The sequence below is a fragment of the Pseudomonas sp. rhizo25 genome (genome assembly GCF_031931935.1).
GTDB lineage: Bacteria > Pseudomonadota > Gammaproteobacteria > Pseudomonadales > Pseudomonadaceae > Aquipseudomonas > Aquipseudomonas synxantha.
In genome coordinates this window covers 8,737-29,760 of record NZ_JAUJXA010000023.1, presented here as the reverse complement: position 1 = coordinate 29,760, position 21,024 = coordinate 8,737, and the positions used below count along the sequence as shown (strand labels likewise).

The 21,024-nt window shown below is 66.6% G+C and carries 14 protein-coding genes; 13 read left to right on the top strand and 1 reads right to left on the bottom strand.

The features are described from left to right. Positions 1–8 precede the first annotated feature (8 nt). Genes QZR30_RS26380 through QZR30_RS26320 form a run of 13 tightly spaced genes read left to right on the top strand, consistent with a single transcriptional unit; the run spans position 9 to position 19,825 of the window. Positions 9–5,462, top strand: a complete 5,454-nt coding sequence (locus QZR30_RS26380; protein ID WP_311904603.1) for a non-ribosomal peptide synthetase — start codon at positions 9–11, stop codon at positions 5,460–5,462. Then, complete coding sequence (locus tag QZR30_RS26375; protein WP_046072142.1) at positions 5,459–7,198, top strand: ABC transporter ATP-binding protein; 1,740 nt, start codon at positions 5,459–5,461, stop codon at positions 7,196–7,198. The genes QZR30_RS26380 and QZR30_RS26375 overlap by 4 nt, the downstream gene beginning before the upstream one ends. Beyond that, on the top strand, positions 7,195–8,940 hold the full coding sequence (locus QZR30_RS26370; protein ID WP_056846010.1) for an ABC transporter ATP-binding protein: 1,746 nt from the start codon (positions 7,195–7,197) through the stop codon (positions 8,938–8,940). Before QZR30_RS26375 ends, QZR30_RS26370 begins: the two co-directional genes overlap by 4 nt. After that, positions 8,934–10,037, top strand: coding sequence for a saccharopine dehydrogenase NADP-binding domain-containing protein (locus tag QZR30_RS26365; RefSeq protein WP_046072140.1), 1,104 nt, complete (start codon positions 8,934–8,936; stop codon positions 10,035–10,037). Before QZR30_RS26370 ends, QZR30_RS26365 begins: the two co-directional genes overlap by 7 nt. Then, positions 10,034–11,068, top strand: coding sequence for a class I SAM-dependent methyltransferase (locus QZR30_RS26360; RefSeq protein ID WP_059396810.1), 1,035 nt, complete (start codon positions 10,034–10,036; stop codon positions 11,066–11,068). Before QZR30_RS26365 ends, QZR30_RS26360 begins: the two co-directional genes overlap by 4 nt. Further along, entirely contained in the window at positions 11,065–12,735 is a 1,671-nt protein-coding gene (locus QZR30_RS26355; protein WP_056846013.1) for a class I SAM-dependent methyltransferase, read from the top strand. Before QZR30_RS26360 ends, QZR30_RS26355 begins: the two co-directional genes overlap by 4 nt. Continuing rightward, positions 12,732–13,910 (top strand): cytochrome P450, encoded by a 1,179-nt coding sequence (locus QZR30_RS26350; RefSeq protein WP_046072137.1) that lies wholly within the window; start codon positions 12,732–12,734, stop codon positions 13,908–13,910. Before QZR30_RS26355 ends, QZR30_RS26350 begins: the two co-directional genes overlap by 4 nt. Continuing rightward, positions 13,907–15,046, top strand: a complete 1,140-nt coding sequence (locus tag QZR30_RS26345) for a Gfo/Idh/MocA family oxidoreductase (protein ID WP_056846014.1) — start codon at positions 13,907–13,909, stop codon at positions 15,044–15,046. The genes QZR30_RS26350 and QZR30_RS26345 overlap by 4 nt, the downstream gene beginning before the upstream one ends. Then, complete coding sequence (locus tag QZR30_RS26340; protein WP_124412035.1) at positions 15,043–15,762, top strand: VOC family protein; 720 nt, start codon at positions 15,043–15,045, stop codon at positions 15,760–15,762. Before QZR30_RS26345 ends, QZR30_RS26340 begins: the two co-directional genes overlap by 4 nt. Continuing rightward, on the top strand, positions 15,755–17,353 hold the full coding sequence (locus QZR30_RS26335) for a (2,3-dihydroxybenzoyl)adenylate synthase (protein ID WP_311904599.1): 1,599 nt from the start codon (positions 15,755–15,757) through the stop codon (positions 17,351–17,353). Before QZR30_RS26340 ends, QZR30_RS26335 begins: the two co-directional genes overlap by 8 nt. Further along, positions 17,350–18,096 (top strand): thioesterase II family protein, encoded by a 747-nt coding sequence (locus QZR30_RS26330; RefSeq protein ID WP_311904597.1) that lies wholly within the window; start codon positions 17,350–17,352, stop codon positions 18,094–18,096. The genes QZR30_RS26335 and QZR30_RS26330 overlap by 4 nt, the downstream gene beginning before the upstream one ends. Further along, positions 18,093–18,401 (top strand): isochorismate lyase, encoded by a 309-nt coding sequence (locus tag QZR30_RS26325; RefSeq protein ID WP_046072133.1) that lies wholly within the window; start codon positions 18,093–18,095, stop codon positions 18,399–18,401. Before QZR30_RS26330 ends, QZR30_RS26325 begins: the two co-directional genes overlap by 4 nt. Continuing rightward, on the top strand, positions 18,398–19,825 hold the full coding sequence (locus QZR30_RS26320; RefSeq protein WP_311904594.1) for an isochorismate synthase: 1,428 nt from the start codon (positions 18,398–18,400) through the stop codon (positions 19,823–19,825). The genes QZR30_RS26325 and QZR30_RS26320 overlap by 4 nt, the downstream gene beginning before the upstream one ends. Here the strand turns inward: QZR30_RS26320 and QZR30_RS26315 are convergent. After that, positions 19,713–20,918, bottom strand: coding sequence for a XylR family transcriptional regulator (locus QZR30_RS26315; RefSeq protein ID WP_311904593.1), 1,206 nt, complete (start codon positions 20,916–20,918; stop codon positions 19,713–19,715). The genes QZR30_RS26320 and QZR30_RS26315 overlap by 113 nt on opposite strands. Between the last annotated feature and the right edge of the window lie 106 nt (positions 20,919–21,024).

Sequence of the window (21,024 nt, the reverse complement as noted above, 5' to 3'; positions counted from 1 at the left end):
CTGTCCCCATGCCCGCCGCCAAACTGTTAAGCGAACTCAAGTCCCTGGGCGTCGAACTCTGGCCCCAGGATGGCCAACTCAAATTCCGTGCCCCCCAAGGCCTGCTGGACGCCGAACGCCTGGCGCAATTGCGCGAGCACAAGCAGCAGATCCTGCACCTGCTGCAAACCCAGGAGCGGCCCGAGGTGGTGGCCGACCCCTTGCAACGTCACGCGCCCTTCCCGCTCACCGATGTGCAGAATGCCTACCTGCTCGGCCGCCAGTCATCATTCGGCTACGGCAATGTGGCGTGCCACGGTTACCTCGAACTGAGCTGGCCGAGCCTCGACCCCCAGCAGGTGGAACAGGCCTGGAACCGCCTGATCGCCCGCCACGACATGTTGCGTGCGGTGATTGCCAGCGAAGGCTCCCAGCGCGTGCTGGCCGAGGTCGCCCATTACCCACTGGCTGTCGCGGACTTGCGTGGCGCCACTGGCGAGCAGCACCAGCATGCCGTACAACAGATTCGCCAGGCCATGGAGCAGAAGCTCTACCCCACCGAGACCTGGCCGCTGTTCGAATTGCGCCTGAGCCGCAGCGACAGCGGCGACACCCTGCACTTTTCCATGGACTCCCTGATTGCCGACTGGGCCAGCGCGCAACTGCTGTTCAATGAGCTGGAGCAGTTGCTGCACGATCCCCAGGCCAGCTTGCCGCACCTGGACATCACCTTCCGCGACTACCTGCTGGCCGAACGCGGCCTGCTTGAAGGCAGCCGCCATCAGCGTGACCGTGACTACTGGCTGGCGCGTCTCGATGAACTGCCCCCGGCTCCGCAACTGCCGGCGCCCCTGAGCGGCGAAGACACCACAGTGCCACGCTTCCAACGCCAATCGGCGCACCTCGATGCGCAGCCATGGGCCGCCCTGAAAAGAGCCGCCAGCGCCCTCGGCCTCACTCCCTCCATCGTGGTGCTCAGCGCCTATGCCGGCACCTTGCAACGCTGGAGCCAGCAACCTTCCTTCAGCCTCAACCTCACGCTGCTCAACCGTTTACCGCTGCACCCACACGTCAACCAGCTGGTGGGGGATTTCACCTCGGTCAGCCTGTTGCAGGTCAATGATCCCCAGGGCCAGGATTTCACTGCCCAGGCACGGCAACTGGGCAACCAATTGTTCGCCGACCTGGAGCACCGGCTGTTTTCCGGCATTCAAGTGATGCGCGAAATCGGCCGCCGTCGCGGCCGTGAGGCAGCCGCCATGCCGGTGGTGTTCACCAGTGCCATTGGCCTGGCGATTGAACCACCGGCCGCCAGCCAGCGCCGGGTCGGCCACGGCATTACCCAAACCCCGCAGGTGACCCTTGACTGCCAGGTGATGGACGACGCGAACGGCTTGCACATCCACTGGGACGTGCGCCAAGGCGTGTTCCCCGAAGGTTTGGTCGAGGACATGCAGCAGGCATTCGTTGCCCAATTGCAGTCATTGGCCCTCGACCCGGCCACCTGGGAACAGCCCATGCAAGTGCCGCTACCGGCCTGGCAACAGCGTGAACGCCTGGCCGCCAACGCCACCGACGCGCCGCTGCCCACCGGGCGCCTGCATGACGGCCTGTTGGCCATGGCCTGGGAACGGCCACAGGCCCTGGCGGTGGTCGACGCCCACGGCAGCCTGACCTACGCCGCCCTGATGGAGCGCGCCCTGGCAGTCGCCGCAGCCCTGGGCGCCGCCGGTTGCCGCGCCCAGGAACCGGTGGCGATCCTGATGCCCAAGGGCCGTGACCAAGTGGTGGCGGCCTACGGCGTGCTGCTGGCGGGCGCCGCCTACCTGCCGCTGGACAGCAACGCCCCCGCCGCCCGCCGCGACCGCGTACTGCGCAGTGCCAAGGTGCGGCATGTGCTCGGTCACTCCCAGGCCGTGCCAGACACGCCATTGCCCGAGGGTGTGCACTGGCATGCGGTGGATCAACTGGCAGCCGCTACGCCGGACTTGCCGGCACAGGACGCCAACCCCGACGACCTCGCCTATGTGATCTACACCTCCGGCTCCACCGGCGAGCCCAAAGGCGTGATGATCAGCCACCGCGCCGCCCTCAATACCGTGCAGGACATCAACCGGCGCTTTGCGATCAACGCTGCGGACCGGGTGCTGGGCCTGGCGCAATTGAGTTTCGACTTGTCGGTGTATGACCTGTTCGGCCCGCTCGCCGTGGGCGGCACCCTGGTGCTGCCCGACCCGGCACGGGGCGCCGACCCGTCGCACTGGGCCGAGCTGATACAGCGCCATCAGGTTACGCTGTGGAACTCGGTGCCGGCGCAGCTGCACATGCTGGCCCACTACCTGCAAGCCGAGCCGCGCCCCCTGGACAGCTTGCGCCTGGCGCTGTTGTCGGGTGACTGGATACCGCTGAACCTGCCACCACAACTGCAAACGCTGTTGCCGGGCCTGGCCCTGGTAGCCCTGGGAGGTGCCACCGAAGCCTCGATCTGGTCGAACCTGCACCCCATCGGCGCGATTGACCCGGCATGGCGCAGTATTCCCTACGGCCTGCCGCTGGCCAACCAGGGGTTCCGCGTGCTGGACAGCCAATGGCGCGATGCGCCGACCTGGGTGTCGGGCGACCTGTACATCACCGGGGTCGGCCTGGCCCAGGGTTACCTCGGCGACCCGGCGTTGAGTGAAGCGCGCTTCTTCGCTCACCCCCTCGACGGCCAGCGCCTGTATCGCACCGGTGACCGTGGGCGCTACCTGCCGGGGGGTGAACTGGAGTTCCTCGGCCGTGACGACGGCCAGGTCAAGATCCGTGGACACCGCGTGGAGCTGGGGGAAATCGACGCCGCACTGCTCGCCACCCCAGGCGTGGACAGCGCCGTCAGCCTGCTCAGCGGCGAGCTGCTGGCCTTCGTCACGGCGGCGCGCGTCGAACCCGAGCCGCTGCCGGGCACACCACTGCTGACGGCAGTGCAACGTTATGCCGACAGCCAGGTCGGCAACTTTGACGCGCAGCAGGTACGCGACTATCAGGCTGACCTCAACGCCGCCGCCTTGAGTTCGATGCTGGATGTCATGCTCAAGGCCCAGTTGTTCAGCGGCGCGCTGGCCGAGCCGGATGCAGCTGCCATCCTCAGTGCCTTGCAGGTGCAACCGCGCCATCACTGGTTGGTGCGGCGTTGGTTGCTGGCCTTGTGTGACGCGGGCCTGTTGCAGCGCGAACAATCCCGTTATCGCCTGCTGCACGGCGCGCCGAACCCGGCGCTGGCCTGGGGCCGGGTGGAACAGGCGGTGGCGTGCGGGCTGTGCAGCCAGGCGCTGCTTGACTACCAGCTCAACCATGTAGCGCAACTGCCGCAACTGCTGCGCGGCGAGGTCAACCCGTTCGATCTGTTGTTCCCCCAGGGCCAGCAAGACCTGGCGTTGCAGCTGTATGGCGGGGATGCGGTGGCCCGCTACAACAACCACAGCATCGCCGCGCTGATCAACCGGTTTGCCACCCACCATGACGGCGATGGCCCGCTACGCATCCTTGAAATCGGTGCGGGCACCGGGGCCACCAGCACGCCGGTGATCAGCCTGCTCGACGGCCTGAACGTGGATTACCTGTTCACTGACATGACCGCGTTTTTCCTGCCGGCGGCCAAGCAGCGCTTTGCCGATCACGCCTGGGTGCGCTACGGCGTGCTGGACATTGACCAGGATATTCGCCCCCAGGGCCTGGCCAGCAACAGCGTGGATATCGTGCTGTGCGCGGGCATGCTCAACAGCGTCAAGGACATCGACAACGCCCTCGGCCAGATCACCGAATTGCTCAGCCCCGGTGGCTGGCTGGTGTTCAGCGAACCGACCGGCGAATGGCCGCCGATCCTGCTGACCCAAGGTTTTATGATGACCCCGGCGGGCGACGACCACGACTTGGGCCGCAGCGGTTTGCGCGCTGCCGATATCTGGCAGGCACGGGTCCAGGCATTCGGCGGCGAATGCCTGCCGGCGCTGCCCCACGCCGACCACCCGCTGGCCGCCCTCGGCATGCGGGTATTCGCCGCACGCTTCAAGGCCGGGCTGCAACGCTTGAGCGTCGACAGCCTGCGCCGCGCCCTGGCGCAACGCCTGCCGGACTACATGCTGCCGGCGCACCTGCAAGTGCTAGACCGCCTGCCCCTGACCGCCAACGGCAAGGTCGACCGCAAGACACTGGCCAACTGGCGCCCCGCCATCGATGCACAGGCCGGCGGCAACGAAGCGGTGCCCAGTGACCCGCTCACCGCCGAGCTGTGCAGGGTGTGGGCCGAAGCCCTGGGCCTGGCGCAGATCGGCGCCGACGACAATTTCTACGAGAAAGGCGCCGATTCGCTGATCCTTGCCCGCGTTGCCGGCCAACTGCGTGAACAACTGCCCCAGGCGCACAGCCTGAGCTACGACACCCTGCTGCGGCAGATGCTCAACGAGCCGACTGTCAGCGCCCTGGCGCGCCTGCTCAACCACGATGAAAGCCCCCCCACCGCCGCGGCGCCTGACCAGTCGCAGCGCGCCGCCCACAGCAACGCCCTGGTGGTGCCGTTCGGCGGTGGCGAGGTCGGCCCGGTACGGGTGATGTTCCATGCCGCCCTGGGCACCCTGGATTATTTCCAGCACCTGGGCCGTGCGCTCGCCACCCAGCAGGCAGGGCCAGTGATTGGCTTTGCGGTGGCCGACACCGCGCAGTACCTGGCCCTGGAACCCAAGCGCCTGATCGAAAGCGTGGCCCAGGACTACGCCGACCGCTTGATCGCCGACGGCCATCAGCGCTTCCAGCTGATCGGCTACTGCCTTGGCGGCCTGCTCGCCACTGAAGTCGCACGGCGCCTGCTGGAGCGCGGCATGGAGGTGGTGGACCTGAGCCTGATCGACAGCATCCCGATGTTTATCGACACCGACGAAGAGCTGGCCTATGAGGCGATCTTCGTGCCCAACCTCAACCTCGACCCAGTCAAGACCGTGTTCGGCGCCCATATCGAAGACTACGACGTGTACCGCGCCATCGACCTGCTGATGGCCCGCGACAACCGGCGCGTGCCCGCCGGGGCGATGGCTGCCCTGGGCGGCGACCCGGGCCTGGAAGCACTGGCGCTGGCGGTCCGGCAACAATCGGCGCGCAGCCAGGAAGAACGCCTGGCCGAGTACGCCCGCCTGGCGTCTGGTCAGGCCGGGGTGCCGATCGGCCCCGAGCTGGTGCCGACGCTGTTCCGCGTTTGTCGCCACAGCATGCGGGCGGCGCGGTTCGACCCACCACCGTTCCTCGGCAACATGACCTACCTGCGCTGTCTGGAGCAGCAATCGTTCGGCATTACCGGCGGTGTCGGCCACCTGGCGGCGCCGTTCTGGGAGGACGCCTGCCTGGGCCAGTTCAACTTGATCGACGTGCCCGGCAACCACTTCAGCGTGATCGAACCACCCCACGTGCACACCGTCACCGCGCACCTGCTTGAGGCCCTTCGGAAAAACTCATGACCACCGCCCTGAATACCCTGAAACGCCCGGTCAACCGCTTGATCCGCCTCGGCGTGGTGTTTGCCGCAGTCGGCGCGCTGGTCAACCTGGTGCCCTTTATCGGCCTCACTGAACTTGGCCGCTTGTTGCTCGCCGGCAACGCCGACAGCGCCACCCTGTGGCAGTGGGCAGCGCTGGTGGTGGTCGCCCTGAGCCTGGGCTGGATGGCCAGCGGCGCCGCGCTGTGGCTGACCCACCTGGCCGACCATCGCCTGCAATCGAGCCTGCGTGAGGCCATGGTGCGCAAGCTCGGGCGCGTGCCCTTGGGCTGGTACACCGACACCACTTCCGGCGCCGTGCGCAAGGTGGTGCAGGACGACCTCGAAGACCTGCACCATCTGGTTGCTCATCACGCCGTCGAAGTGACGGCGGCGATTGTCACCCCGTTGGCGGGATTGATCTGGCTGGCGACGTTGAACTGGCGCCTGGCACTGCTGGCGGTGCTGACCCTGCCGATCTACGCGCTAGCCTACAGCCTGATGATGCGCGGCTTCGGCACCAAGATGCAGTTGCTCGACAAGAGCATGACCCGGGTCAGCGCGGCGATTGTCGAGTTTGTCCACGGCATTGCCGTGGTCAAGGCATTCGGGCAGGTCGGACAGGCCCATCGCAGTTATCAGCAGGCGGTCAACCAGTTCAGCACCCAGTACGCCGGCTGGGTCAAGCCACTGCTGCGCCTGGAAGCCTTCTCGTCGATGGCCTTGAGTGTGCCGGTGATCCTGCTGGTCAGCCTGAGCGTGGGCAGCCTGTTACTGGCCCAGGGCTGGATCACGCCATTGCAGTTGTTCGCCGAAACCCTGGTGGCGGTGGTGATCCCGCAGTCGCTGCTGGTGATCAACCAGAGCCTTACTGCGCAACGCACCGCTCTCGCTGCAGCCGAGCGCATCGAAGCGCTGCTGGGCGTCGAGGAGCTGCCGACGCCCAAGGTCTGCGTACCGCCCCAGGGCAGCGACATCCGCTTTGAACAGGTGCAGTTCGGTTATGACCCCGCGCATATGATCCTCAATGGCGTCGACCTGCACTGCCCGGCCGGCAGCGTCACCGCGCTGGTGGGCGCGTCCGGCGCGGGTAAGTCGACCCTGGCCAAGCTGGTGCCGCGCTTTCACGACGTCAGCGCCGGGCGGGTCTGCGTGGGCGGTGTGGATGTGCGCGAGATTGATCCGCGCCAGCTGTATCAGCACGTGGGCTTTGTGTTGCAGGACGCGCAACTGGTGCACGGCACGGTGGCCGACAATCTGCGCCTGGGCCGCCCCGAGGCCAGCGATGCCGAGGTCGAGGCCGCCGCCCGTTCGGCGCAGATTCACCAACGCATCCAGGCCCTGCCCCGGGGCTATCAATCGGTGGTTGGCGAAGACGCGATTTTCTCCGGCGGTGAAGCCCAGCGCCTGTCCATCGCCCGCACGCTGTTGGCCGATACGCCGGTGCTGATCCTCGATGAAGCCACCTCCCACGCCGACCCCGAGTCCGAAGCCTTGATCCAGGACGCGCTGTCTGCCCTGGCCCGCGGTCGCACGGTGCTGGTGATTGCGCACCGCCTGGCGAGTATCTGCGGCGTCGACCAGATCGTCGTGCTCGACCAGGGCCGCGTCCTCGAAAGCGGCCGCCATGACCAACTGCTGCAGGCCAACGGCGCCTATGCCCGGCTGTGGCGCGCCGGCGCCGAAACCACCGCCCCCGACCTGGAGATGTCCTTGTGATCCGTAGCCTCGTGACTTTATTGGGCCCGGCCCATGCCGCACGCCTGTACCGCTACCTCGCCTGGCTGGTGACCAGTGCCGTACTGCAAGGCGTTGCCGTGGCGTTTTTGGTGCCGATCCTGCACGCGCTGTTTGCCGGCGACCTGCACAGCGCCTTCCATTGGCTGGCGGGCCTGGCGGCGATGGCGGTGCTGACCTGCATTGCCCACTACCAGCAGGCCATGAAGGGGTTTGCCCTGGCCCTGGTGGTGTTGACCACCCTGCATGATCGCCTCGGCCAGCACCTGGTGACCTTGCCTTTGGGTTGGTTCAATTCGGAGAAGGTCGGACGCCTATCGCGCAGTGCCACCAGCGGCACCCTGATGGTCACCGGCTTGTTTGCCCATTACCTGGGGCCGGTGGTGTCCGGCGTGGTGGTGCCGGCCACGGTGGCGCTGAGCCTGTTCGTGTTCGACTGGCGCCTGGGCCTGACGGCCGTGCTGTGTGCGCCGCTGATCTACTTCACCCATCACTGGTCGGCGGCGGCCATCGGCAGCAACGACGCGCGGGTAGAAGCCGCCGCGACCCTGGCCGGTAACCGCGTGGTGGAATTCGCCCGCTACCAGCAAGTGCTGCGCGCCTTTGGTCGCACCCAGGACGGTTACGCGCCATTGCAGGCCGCCAACCTGGCGCAGAAACACGCGGGCGGCTCGATGCTGTCCCAGACCTTTCCGAAATTGCTGGCCGGTGGTTTGACCGTGCAGTTGGCGTTCGCGCTGCTGGTGGGCGTAGGCATTGCCCTGGCCGCCCACGGCGACATCGACGCCATCCAGTTGGTCGCCCTGCTGGCTCTGGCAGCGCGCTTTGTCGGGCCACTGGCCGAAGCGGCGGCGCGCAGCGGCCTGTTACGCATGGCCGGTAATGACCTCGACCAACTGGTGAGCATCCTGCGCGAGCCGTCGTTGCCGGAGCCGGCGGTGAGCCAACCGCTGACGGCGCCCGGCAGCCTGGCCTTTGACCAGGTCAGCTTCGCTTACCCCAGCGGGCCCAAGGTGCTGCACCGCCTGACGTTCAACGCCCCGGCCCATTCCATGACCGCGATTGTCGGCGCCTCAGGCTCGGGCAAGACCACCGTCACGCGCCTGCTGATGCGTTTTTTCGATGCCAGCGAGGGCAGCGTCAAGGTCGGCGGCGTGGACGTGCGCGAGCTGTCCAATGCCGCGCTGATGGCGCAATTGTCCCTGGTGATGCAGGACGTGTACCTGTTCGACGACAGCCTTGAGGCCAACATTCGCGTCGGCAGCTCGGACGCCAGTGCCGAACAAGTCGCCGAAGCCGCACGGCTGGCCGGCGTGGATGAAATCGTCGCACGCCTGCCCCAGGGCTGGAACACGCCAGTGGGCGAAGGCGGCGCGGCGCTGTCCGGGGGCGAACGCCAGCGCGTATCCCTGGCCCGAGCCCTGCTCAAGCGGGCGCCCATCGTATTGCTGGATGAAGCCACGGCGGCGCTGGACCCGCACAACGAAGCCTTCGTACAGGCAGCGATCCGCACCCTGATGCAAAGCTCCACGGTGCTGGTGATTGCCCATCGCCTGCCGACCATCATGGCCGCCGACCAGATCCTGGTGCTGGATGAGGGTTGCCTGGTGGAATCGGGCACCCATGCGCAGTTGCTGGCCCGCAACGGTCGCTACGCCGGGTTCTGGCATGACCGCCAGCGCGCCGGTGGTTGGCGCCTGAACGCCGAGGCCCAGCCATGCTGATCGGGGTGTTGGGCGCCAGCGGCGACGTGGGGCTGGCCAGCGCCCAGGCGTTGTTGACGCTGGGAGTCAATGAGCTGCGCCTGGGCGGGCGCGATGCCGTCAAGGGTGCGCACTGTGTGCAAGTGCTCCAGCAACAATGGCCCCAGGCACGCTTGCAATGGGTCGCGGCGGACTTCACCGACGCCAGGGCCTTAGCCGCGTTCGCCCGTGGTTGCGATGTGCTGCTCAACTGCGCCGGCCCGTCCTGGCGCGTAGAGGCGCGTGCCGCACACGCCGCGTTGCAGGCCGATGCTCATTACGTCGATGCCGCCGGCCACATGCACCTCGACCCGGCCCAATGGCGTGGCCGCTGCGCGGTGCTGGGTGCCGGCCTGCAACCTGGGCTCACTGGCCTGCTGCCGCGCTGGCTGGCCGAGCAGGCATTCACCCAGGTGCGCAGCCTGACCAGCTATTTCGGATTGCGCGATCACTTCACCGCCGTGGCTGCCGACGACTTTTTGCAAGGCGCGGTGGACGGCAGCAGCGAACCGCTGGCGGCCTGGCGCAACGGTCGGTGCAGTCGTGCGCTGCGGCGCCAGCGCGAGGTGTCGGTGCCGTGCTTCCCCGGCCAGGTCCACCTGTTGCCCTACCTGAACCTCGAGGGCGAACGCTTGGCCATGCAGCTGAATCTGGAGGTCGGCCAGTGGTTCAACGTGATCACCGACGGCTACGTGCTCAAGGCCCTCGACCAGGCCCACGGCCTGCCACGGGCCGACGCCGTGCAGCGCTTGTGCCAGGCCAGTCGCCTGGATCTGAGCGGGCAAGCGCCTTTTGTCACGCTGCTGCTGCAACTCGATGGCGTGTACCACGAGCAGGCCCTGACCCGCAGCCTGGTGCTCAGCGGCGCCGGCAATGCGGCGCTGACCGGTGCCATGGCCGCCGCCACGGTGATCAGCGTGGTGGAGGGCGAGATCCGGTCCGGCTGCCATGCAGCCGCCGAGGCCCTGCCCCCCGCCGCCAGCCTTGAACGCCTGCTGCGCACCTCGGCGATCCGCACCCTGAACCTGCTGCACAGCCCGCTCGATCAACTGCATGCCGCCGAAGAAGGTTGCCTATGAACACCGCCCTGAACGAGTTGGAACATGTCAGCCTGGGCGTGATGGCCCAGGTGCTGCTGCACACCCAGGCGTTGCCGTTGCAAGCCTGGCACAGCGCCGAACAGATCAATGCAGCGCTGGGCACGGCTGCGCGGCATGCCTGGGTGGTGCGGCGTTGGCTGGCGGCATTGACCCGTGCGGGCATGCTGCGCGAAGACGGTGAACAGCTGGGTTGGCAAGCAACACCCCTCGATCCGCGGGTAGGTGAACTGCCGCGCCTGTATGCCGAGTTGGGCTTCCCGGCCACTATGGCGCGCCTGCACACCCAAGTCATCGAGTGCCTGCCCGAGCTGCTGCGCGATCAATTCACCCTCACCCACTTGCTGATGCTCGGCAGCGACCCGGTGAAGGCGCTCGGCGCCTACCAGCACAACCCTTTCACTGCGGCGGTCAATCACGCCCTGGCCAAACGGGCGCAGCAAGTCAGCGCCGCTGGTGGAACGTTGCGGGTACTGGAACTGGGCGGCGGCGCCGGCTGCACCACCGACGCGGTGTTGGCGGCGCTGCAAGCGCGTGAAAAGGACTATCGCTTCACTGATATCAGCTCGCTGTTTACCGGCGCGGCGCAGCGTCAGTTTCGCCTCGAACCGGGGATGCAATTCGGCCTGCTCGACCTCGATCGCAGCTTCAGCGTCCAGGGTATTGCGCCCCACAGCCAGGACCTGGTGATCGCCGGCAATGTGCTGCACAACGCCCACGACCTACACGATTGCCTGGGGCAGATCCGCAGCAGCCTGGTCGATGGCGGCACCTTGCTGTTCAGTGAATCCATCGCCGACAACCCGGCGATGCTGACCTTCATGCACCTGTTGTTGTCGCCCCCCGCCGATGCACCGTTGCGCGCCAGCGATGAAGCCTTCATGGCACCCGACGCCTGGCACCTGGCCTTGCAGGCGGCCGGCTTTGAGATGCTCGAGGTATGGCCCGCCGCGGCGGAACCGCTCGCCGTCGCGGGGCAACGCTTGTTCCATGCCAGAGGAGTTTCAACATGAATGTCGACACCTTGCTGATCGACCTACCCGCTGCCTTTCCTTGGCATCTACCGGCCTTTACCGACCTGGGCGTGCATCAACAGGCCCCGGCCCGGTTGCTGGCGGTGCTCGAACGCCAGCGCCCGGCGGTGGTGGTGATGGGCGCCGAACAACTGGAACGCCTGCTGGATTTTCCCGGCCTGGCCTTGAGTGACCTGAGCCACCTGGAACAGGTGCTGTTCGTCAGCCCGCGCCCAAGCGACTGGCAACTGGCAGAACGCGCCGCGGCGCAACTCAATTGCCACGTACAGGGTTTTACCGATGACGGGCGCGAGTTGACCAGTGTCAAGCGTGAGCACCAGCGCTGGTGTGAGCGCGCCTTGGGGCATCCTGAGGTCAGCGCCGTCGCGCTGCATGGCCAGACTCTGTTCGCCGTGCCCCAGCCTTGCGCACCGGCAGCGGTGGACGATCATCTGGACGCGACCGGGGCCGCCGTCGATCAGCAGTTCAGCGCCACGCAACTGCACGACGCCGTGCAGTTGAACCAACGCTTGAGCCACGCCGCGTTGCTGTCGATGCTCAACGGCCTTGAGCAATGCGGCCTGCTGCCGGCGCCCCTTAACGACGTGGCGCAAAGCCTCGCCAACGCCGGCATCGCCCCTGGCCACCGGCCCTTGATCGCACGCTGGCTGGACGTGTTGCAGGCCGAGGATTTGCTGCGCCGCCAAGGCGACCATCTGCATCCCAGCCTCGACCCCAACGCCTGGAGCGACGCCAGCCTGGACGCTATCTGGGCACAACTGAGCCTGGACTGGGAACACAACACCGGCGGCTGCGCCACCCTCGACTATGCGCGGGATAATGCTCGCCAGTTGCCGGCGCTGATGCGCGGTGATTGCGCGGCGGTGCACCTGCTGTTCCCCGAAGGCCGTACCGAACGTGCAGCGGCGTTGTACCGCGAAAGCCTGGCGGCGCAGTACCAGCACCGCGCCGTGGCCCACTGGATCGGCGCCTGGGCGGCACGCCAATCAACTGAACCTTTGCGCGTGCTGGAGGTGGGGGCTGGTACCGGCTCCACCACCCAGGCCGTCTTGCCGGTCCTGGCGAATCTAACGGTGGACTACCTGTGCACCGACGTGTCGCGCTACTTCAGTGAACAGGCCGCCGAGCGTCTGCGCGCCTGGCCATGGGTGCGCCACGGTGTGTTCGATATCGACCGCCCCGCCGTGGCCCAGGGGTATCCCACCCAGAGCTGGGACCTGATCGTCGCCGGTGGCGTGCTCAACGCCGCCCGCGACACCCAGCGTTCGCTGTCCACCCTGCTGGCCTTGCTCAAGCCGGGCGGCTGGCTGGTATTCAGCGAGCCGACCCAGGAAGAATTCTGGGTCATGGCGTCCCAGGCGTTCATGCTCAACCAGGCCAGCGATGAGCGTGCGCTGGGCCGCAGCACCTTCCTCAACCTCGAGCAGTGGCAGACCGCTCTGGCCCGCGCCGGCTTCCAGGGCAATCGCAGCCTGCCCGCTGCCGATCACCCGTTGGCATGCCTGGGCCATCGAGTGTTCGTCGCCCAGGTGCCGAGCCAGCGCCTGAGCCGTGCCGCCTTGGCCGCCCACCTGGAACACCCCGACCTGCAGCTTGAACTGCTCGACCATTTGCCCGACCTGCCTAACGTCAAGGACTTGCCATGACCCCGCTGGCCTACCCCTTCAACGCCTTCACCGACCTGGAGCTGGCTGAACCTTACCGCCACGCCCAGCAGGCGCCAGGCCTGTTGCGCATCCAGATGCCCATCGGCGCGCCCGCCTGGCTCGCCACTCGTTATGACGATGTACGCCTGGTGCTGGGCGACCGGCGTTTCAGCCGCAGCGAAGCGTTCCGCCGCGACGACGCTCCACGGGCGTTCCCGCGGATTGCCGGAGGCATTGTGATGATGGACCCGCCGCAACTCACACGTATCCGCTCCCGCGCCGCCCAGGCGTTTACCCGGCGCCGCGTCGAAGCCTTGCGCCCCCATGCCCGGGCCTACGCCCATGAATTGATCGACCGCATGCTCGCCGCCGGCCCGCCAGCGGACCTGGTCAATGACTATGCCTTGCCGCTGCCCCTGGGGTTGATCTGCGAACTGCTCGGCGTGCCGCTGCAAGACCGCGAACGCTTCAAGCTGTGGAACGACTCGCTGCTGTCAACCCGCCCCGAAGACGCCGCTCTGACCCAGCAACATCTGGGCGAACTCGCGGCCTACATCAAGGGCTTGGTGGCCGAGCGCCGCCGCCAGCCACAGGACGATTTCATGACTGCCCTGGCCCAGGCCGATGACAACGGCGAGCGCCTGAGCGAAGAGCAACTGCTGCTGTTGTGCATCGCCATCCTTGTCGCCGGCTACGAAGGCAGCGCCTCGCAGATCCCCAATTTCATCCAGGTGCTGCTGGACAATCCCGCACAGTGGCAACAGCTCAAGGCCCATCCCGAACAGATCCCCCAGGCGGTGGAAGAGCTGCTGCGCTATATCCCGTTGGCATCGGCGGCAATGTTTGTGCATTACGCCCTTGAAGACATTCAGGTGGGTGAGACTTTGGTACGCCAGGGCGAGGCAGTATTCGCCTCGATTGGCGCAGCCAACCATGACCCGGCGCGCTTTGCCGATCCACAGACCCTCGACCTGCAACGCGATGCCAGCGGCCATTTCGGCTTCGGCCATGGCCTGCATCACTGCATCGGCTCTGCCCTGGCGCGGGTGGAATTGCAGGAGGCCTTGCAGGCGTTGGTGGAACGCCTGCCCAACCTGCAACGCTGCGGTGAGGTGCAGTGGAAAACCGCGACGTTCTTTCGCGGCGCCCATTGCCTGCCGGTGACCTGGTCATGAGTGGCGCACGTAAACGCGTGATCGTCGCCGGCACCGCGTTCGGCCGCATCTACCTGCAAGCCCTGGCCCGTGCCCATGAGCGCTATGAATTGGTGGGCATCCTGTCGCGGGGCAATGCCTACTCCCAAGCCTGCGCCGACTACTACGGCGTACCGCTGTATGAGGCGGTCGAGCAGGTGCCCAATACGGTAGATATCGCCTGCGTGGTGGTGCGTTCCGGCGCCACCGGAGGCGCCGGCAGCGAACTGGCCCAGCAGTTGTTGCGCCGTGGCATCCACGTGTTGCAGGAACACCCGGTGCACCACCGCGAAATCGCCGCGTGCATGCAGGCAGCACGCCAGGGCCAGGCAGCCTACGCGGTGAATACGCTGTACCCGAATATCCTTGCGATCCGCCGCTTTCTGGCGGTGGCCGCGTACCTGCGCGAGCAACAAGGGCTGGCCTATATCGACGCGGCCTGTAACAGCCAGGTGGCCTACCCCTTGCTGGATATTCTCGGGCGCCTGGCCGGTGGTTTACGGCCCTGGGCATTTGCGGCGCCGGCGGCCAGCGTCGGTGCGCAGCCCTTCACACGATTGAACGCCAGCTTCAATGGCGTGCCGATCAGCCTGCGCGTGCAAAACCAGGTGCATCCCCAGGACCCCGACAACCACTCGTTCCTGCTGCATCGCCTTGAAGTCGGCTGTGAAGGCGGCGTGCTGAGCCTGTGCGATACCCACGGCCCGGTGTTATGGAACCCGCGCCTGCATGCGCCACGGGACGACACCGACCGCCTGATCATGGCAGGTGAAGGCAGCGAGCGGCTGGCCGGGCCGAGCATGGTGGTGCTCGACCCGCAGATACCCGCCAGCTATCACCAGGTGTTCAGCGACCTCTGGCCCGACGCGGTCAGCCTCGCCCTCGACGCACTGTGCGACGACATCGACGAGCCGGCGCGGCGCCTGCGCAGCGGCCTGTGGGCCACCGAGGTGTCGATGGCCTGGCGCGAGATGAACAGCCTGATCGGGATGCCCGAATTAATTGAACCGCCGATTCCCCGGGCATTGCCGCTGGCCGAGCTGCACCGCTGCGCCGACGCTGTGCAACCCCCTCGCGCTGACCCTGGCGCGCAACTGTTGGGAGCCCTGCCCTTGTGAACACTACCCAATCCCGCTCGTCCTGCAGCCATGTGCTGCTGTGGGTGCGCGACCTGCACCAGGCCGTGGCGAACTTTCGCGCCGCCGGGTTCGAGGTCACCTACGCCACTGCCGAGGCCCGTGCCCAACACGCGCATATCTGGTTCAGCCATGGGCCGATCATCGAGTTGCTCACTACGCCTCGCCACGCCTGGCTGTTCAAGTGGCCCATCGACTGCCTGGCCGGCCGAGGTGCCGGGCAGCGCATGTTGCGTTGGGCCGCCCACGGCGAAGGCTTCTGCGACCTGGCCTTGCTGTGCGATGAGCAACTGCTGGCGCCGCGCCTCAAGGGTCTCGCGGCCTGCGGCGTGGCCATGGGCCGGGTGGTGAAGTGGCAGCGCACCTGTGCGGACGGCAGCCAGACGCGCTTTCGTTTCGTCTACCCGCGCCATGCGCGCCTGCCGTTCCTGGTCACGCCCTACACGCCTTCCCAACATCCGGAGCGGTTGATCCACCCCAACGGCGCCACCGGGCTGGCGGCGATTCGCCTGGGGGTCAGCCCTGCCGACCGCACCGCCCTCGACCTGCTGGCGGGCGACGACCCGATGTTGCACCTGCATCCGGCTGAGTTTACCGGCGTACAGGCGGTGCAAATCGCCGGCCTGACGCAACCGCTGACCCTGCACGGCGCCCAGTTGCTGGGTTGCCCGACTGCCCAAGGAGATTTCCATGCTTGATGGCTGCACTGACTGGCCCGAAGACTTTATCCGCCGCTACCGCGAGCAAGGCTATTGGCAAGGCGTGCCCCTGGGCCAACTGCTGCGCGAACAAGCCCAGCGCACGCCGCAGCAGGAAGCCTTGGTGGACGGCAATCGACGCTGGAGCTACGCCGAGCTGGACCAACAGGCCGACCGACTGGCCGCCGGCCTCGCCGAACGCGGGCTGGTCGCTGGCCAGCGGGTGCTGGTGCAACTGCCCAATATCGCCGAGTTTTTCAGCCTGACCTTCGCCCTGCTGCGCCTGGGAGCGATCCCGGTGTTTGCGCTGCCGGCCCATCGCGAACATGAACTGGAACACCTGGCGCACCTGAGCCAGGCGGTGGCCTATGTGATTGTCGACCAGCACCTGGGCTTCGATTACCGCCCGCTGGCGCGCACCCTGCGTGAGAAGGTGCCGAGCTTGCAACAGGTGTGGGTGGTGGGCGCGCCCGAGGAGTTCGTGGGCCTGGCCGATTGCGTCGCCGCGCCCCGCCAATTCCCCACGCCGGACGCCCGGGACGTCGCGGTGCTGCTGTTGTCCGGCGGCACTACCGGCCTGCCCAAGCTGATCCCACGCACCCATGACGACTATGCATGCAATGCACGGCTGGCGGCCCAGGCCTGCGGCTTCGACGGCCACACCCGTTACCTGGCAGCGCTGCCGGTGGCGCACAACTTCCCGCTGGCCTCGCCTGGCGCGCTCGGGGTGTTCAGTGTCGGCGCCACCCTGGTGCTGGCGCCGGAGCCGAGCCCGGATACCGCGTTCGAACTGATCGAACGCGAACGCATCACCCACACCGCCTTGATCCCGCCGCTGGTATTGCTGTGGCTGGAAGTCGCGCAATGGTCCGACCACGACCTCAGCAGCTTGCAATGGCTGCAAGTCGGTGGTGCGCGGCTCAAGGCCGAGATCGCCGCCCGCATCCGCCCGGCCCTGGGCTGTGGCCTGCAACAGGTGTACGGCATGGCCGAAGGCTTGCTGTGTTTTACGCCGCTGGACGATCCCGAGGAACGAGTCTTTGACACCCAGGGCCTTCCCCTTACGACGGCGGATGAGATCCGTATCGTCGATGCCGACGATGTACCGGTGGCGCCCGGTGCCGTGGGGGAATTGCTGGTGCGCGGGCCCTACACCATCCGTGGCTATTACAACGCCGCCGAGCACAACCAGCGGGCGTTTACCGCCGACGGGTTTTATCGCAGCGGCGACCTGGTCCGGCGCCTGCCCGAGGGGCATTTGATTGTCGAGGGGCGCAGCAAGGATGTAATCAACCGCGGCGGCGAGAAGATCCCGGTGGAAGAGATCGAGAACCTGCTGCTCGGCCATCCGCTGATCCGCGATGTGGCGCTGGTGGCCCTGGCCGACGAATTGCTGGGGGAACGCAGTTGCGCCTGTGTACTGGCCCACGGTGAACCCTTGGACCTGGCCTCGATCAACGCCTGGCTGCGCGAGCGTGGGCTGGCGGCCTACAAGTTGCCGGACCGCTTGCAGGTGCTGCGCGAGTTCCCGCTGACGCGCCTGGGCAAGGTCAACCGCAAGGCCCTGGCTGAACAGGTATTGGCCTCATGAGCCCGTGGCTGCGCGCATTGCGTGAAAGCGAACAGCCCCGCGCACGCCTGGTGTGCCTGCCCCATGCCGGTGGCAGCGCGAGTTTTTTCCGCCCGTGGCTGGCGCACCTGCCGGGGGATATCGACCTGCTGGCGGTGCAGTATCCCGGCCGTGAAGAGCGCTTCAACGAGGCGCATATCCCGTGCCTGGCGAGCCTCGCCGAACACACCAGCCAGGCGTTGCTGGCCTTGCCTGCGCGGCCCCTGTGGCTGTTCGGCCACAGCATGGGCGCGGCGCTTGCCTATGCCGTGGGCATACAGCTTGAAGCCGCTGGCATGGGGGCTGCCCACGTGTTTGTCTCGGCCCACGCGCCACCGCACCGGCAACCGCCCAGCGACCTGCACCGCCAGGACGACACCACGCTGATCGCCGACATCCTGCGCCAGGACGCCCAGGCCGCCGACCTGTGGGCCGACCCGCAGTTGCGTGCGCTGTTCCTGCCGGTGTTGCGCAGCGACTACCAGGCCATCGAGACCTGGCGCCCCGCCCACCTGCTGCCCTTGGCCGCACCGCTCGATGTGCTGTTGGCGCACGACGACGCCGAGGTCAGCCTGGAACAGGCCCGCGCCTGGGCCGACCTGAGCCGCCACAGCCCGGATATCCGCTGGTTCGACGGCGATCACTTTTACCTAAAGCATCAGCCGCGACCGGTGATCCACCACCTGTTGCAGCGCAGCGCCTACCTTCAGGAAGACTCACAATGAAAACCCCGGAACACTGCACTGGCCTTCACGACATCCGCCACGCCATCGACAGCCTCGACCAGCAGATCATCGACGCCCTCGGCCTGCGCATGCAGTACGTCAAGGCCGCCTCGGCATTCAAGCCGGACCAGGCCAGTATCGCCGCCCCGGAGCGCGTCGCAGCGATGTTGCCCCAACGCCGGCAATGGGCGCAGGACGCCGGGCTGGATGGCGAATTTATCGAAAGCCTGTTCAACCAGATCATCCACTGGTACATCGCCGAGCAAACCGCGTTCTGGCTGCACAAAAAGAGCAAGGCGGTATGAACGCTACCGACTTGCTCAAGGTGTTCCAGGCCGCGCACCAACGGGCGGTGGCGTACCAGCGCCCAGTGATTGCCGTCAGCGCCTACCCCGCGCCGACGCTGGCGCCTTTGGCGCTGTATGCAGCCCATCGACAGGGCTTCTTCTGGTGCGCACACTCGCCAGACCTGAGCCTGTTCGGCCTGGGCTGCGCCTGGCAGATCGAAGCCACCGGGCCCCGGCGCATGGCCGAAGTGGATCGCCAATGGTTTGCATTGTGCGCCGATGCATTGGTGCAGGGACCCTACCCGCCGTTGCTACTGGGTGGCATGCGCTTCGATGAACAGCAACCCTGTGCGCCCCACTGGGCACCGTATGCCGACGCCAGTTTCCACCTCGCCCACTGGTTGCTCAGCGAGGACACCACAGGCCGCTGGCTGCGTTGCCAGCGTGTGGTCGAGCCGGGCAGCGATCCTGCTGCATTGGTGCACGAAAGCCTGGCCGTCTACGAACAGTTGCTCAAGCCCGCCCCCCATGTAACCTCTACACCCGATGTGCTGGAGCGCCGCGCACTGCCCCGGCATCAATGGCAGGCCAAGGTCGACACCGCGCTGCACGCCATCGCCGGGGGTGAGTTGAACAAGGTGGTGCTGGCGCGGCATATCGACCACCATCTGGACGCCACCCTCGATACCGGCGCGGTGATGGGCCGCCTGCACGAGCGCCGCAACGCCTCGCACCTGTTCGCCATCCACCGTGCCGAGCACTGTTTCATGGGCGCCACGCCAGAGCGATTGCTCAGTTGCGACGCGGGCCGCCTCACCACCCACGCCCTGGCGGGCAGCACCCGTCGCGGGCTCTGGCCGGATGAAGATCAAGCCCTGGGTGAGCGCCTATTGGCCGACCCCAAGGAACAGCATGAACATCAGCTGGTGGTGCAGACCATCACCCAGGCCCTGCACGACAAGGTCACCGACCTGCACGCCGCGCCGTGCCCTGGCCTGTTGAAACTGGCCACCGTGCAGCATCTGAGCACGCCCATCACCGCGCAACTGAATGTCGGCAAGCGCCTGCTCGACGGCGTCCAGGCGCTGCACCCCACCCCCGCCGTCGGCGGCTTGCCCAGGGCAACGGCGCTGGGCTTTATCCGTGAACACGAAGGCTTCGACCGTGGCTGGTACGCCGCGCCGGTGGGCTGGCTGGACGCCAATGGCAACGGTGACTTCCTGGTGGCACTGCGCTCGGCCTTGATCACGCCCAGACACTGCTATGCTTTTGCCGGCTGCGGCATTGTCGAAGGCTCGTTGCCGGCCAACGAGTACGAAGAAACCCAGATCAAGCTGGCAAGCATGCAACAGGCGCTGCAACTGGCCTGCCCTGCTGATACTGACGTGGCGTACAGCCAAACTCACGACGAAACACCGTATGCAAGTACTGCGCAGAGGTGAAGCCGCAACTGGCGGCGATGTCGGCGATGGCCAGGTCCTGGTTCTCCAGGCCCTTGGCGGCAGCGGCGAGTTTGAAACCGAGGATTTCATCATGCACGCTGCAGCCGCGCACCTTGCGAAAGTGCGCTTCCAGGGAAGAGCGTGAGACGCCGACATAAGCGGCAACCTGGTCGGTCTTGATCCCCTGGCAAGCGTACTGCCGGATAAACAGCAACGCCTGCATCACATAAGGGTTACCCAGGGGCTGATGCAGGCTGGAGGCCTGCACGTTGATCGCATCCGGCGGCACCAGCACCTGCGTGCCGGTGCAGGGCTTGCCATGCAACATCTGATGCAGCAAGGCCGCGGCGGTACGGCCCATGGTCTCGGTGCCCTGGATCACCGAACTCAGCGGCACCCGCGTAAGGGTGCGGGTCAGTGGGTCGTTGTCGATGCCGATCAACGCCACTTGCTCCGGCACGGCAATCCCGGCGGTCAGGCAGGCTTGCAGCAATTGCCGGGCGCGGGCGTCGGTCACGGCGATAATGCCGATAGGCTTGGGCAGGCTGTGCAGCCAGGCAATCTGCTGCTCCACCGCGCTGTCCCACAACGGCGCGCTGGTGCCCAGGCCGCGATAGATCTCCACCTGCAAGCCATCGCGGTGCATCAAGCGGCGAAAGGCTTTCTCACGCTCCTGGGCCCAACGATTGGCCTGGGCTTCGGGCAGGCTGAAACAGGCAAACCGCGTCAGCCCGGCCTCGATCAAATGCTCGTAGGCCAGCTTCATCAAGGCATGGTTATCGGTGGCGACATAGGGAATGCCCTTGGGGTACGCGCTGACGTCCTCGTAAGATCCCCCCACCGCCACCACCGGTATCCGACTCCCAGCCAGCGCCTCGCCGATCAGCGGGTCATCGAAGTCGGCAATGATCCCGTCGCCCTGCCAACGCTCGATACCGCGCAGACGGCAAAGAAAATCCTCCTCCAGGAACAGGTCCCAGGACGCGCGGGTACTGCTCAGGTAATTGCCGATACCGGTGATGATGCCGCGGTCGTAGATTTTGCTGCCGTTGAAGAGCAAGGCGATGCGGTGCACGGGCGGTAGGGTTTTCATTGTTTTTGTCCTGGGGCCGGTGGGTGCAGATTATGTCTATGTACTACGGACGCCTAGCTACATTCAAATCGATGTCGTATCCCGGAAGCTGTCTGGGCACATCGGG

What these genes read in the sequence shown, in the direction of transcription:
- QZR30_RS26380 (WP_311904603.1), top strand. Translation starts at nt 9, where the DNA reads ATGCCCGCCGCCAAACTGTTAAGCGAACTCAAGTCCCTGGGCGTCGAA.
- QZR30_RS26375 (WP_046072142.1), top strand. Translation starts at nt 5,459, where the DNA reads ATGACCACCGCCCTGAATACCCTGAAACGCCCGGTCAACCGCTTGATC.
- QZR30_RS26365 (WP_046072140.1), top strand. Translation starts at nt 8,934, where the DNA reads ATGCTGATCGGGGTGTTGGGCGCCAGCGGCGACGTGGGGCTGGCCAGC.
- QZR30_RS26360 (WP_059396810.1), top strand. Translation starts at nt 10,034, where the DNA reads ATGAACACCGCCCTGAACGAGTTGGAACATGTCAGCCTGGGCGTGATG.
- QZR30_RS26355 (WP_056846013.1), top strand. Translation starts at nt 11,065, where the DNA reads ATGAATGTCGACACCTTGCTGATCGACCTACCCGCTGCCTTTCCTTGG.
- QZR30_RS26350 (WP_046072137.1), top strand. Translation starts at nt 12,732, where the DNA reads ATGACCCCGCTGGCCTACCCCTTCAACGCCTTCACCGACCTGGAGCTG.
- QZR30_RS26345 (WP_056846014.1), top strand. Translation starts at nt 13,907, where the DNA reads ATGAGTGGCGCACGTAAACGCGTGATCGTCGCCGGCACCGCGTTCGGC.
- QZR30_RS26335 (WP_311904599.1), top strand. Translation starts at nt 15,755, where the DNA reads ATGCTTGATGGCTGCACTGACTGGCCCGAAGACTTTATCCGCCGCTAC.
- QZR30_RS26330 (WP_311904597.1), top strand. Translation starts at nt 17,350, where the DNA reads ATGAGCCCGTGGCTGCGCGCATTGCGTGAAAGCGAACAGCCCCGCGCA.
- QZR30_RS26325 (WP_046072133.1), top strand. Translation starts at nt 18,093, where the DNA reads ATGAAAACCCCGGAACACTGCACTGGCCTTCACGACATCCGCCACGCC.
- QZR30_RS26320 (WP_311904594.1), top strand. Translation starts at nt 18,398, where the DNA reads ATGAACGCTACCGACTTGCTCAAGGTGTTCCAGGCCGCGCACCAACGG.
- QZR30_RS26315 (WP_311904593.1), bottom strand. Translation starts at nt 20,918, where the DNA reads ATGAAAACCCTACCGCCCGTGCACCGCATCGCCTTGCTCTTCAACGGC.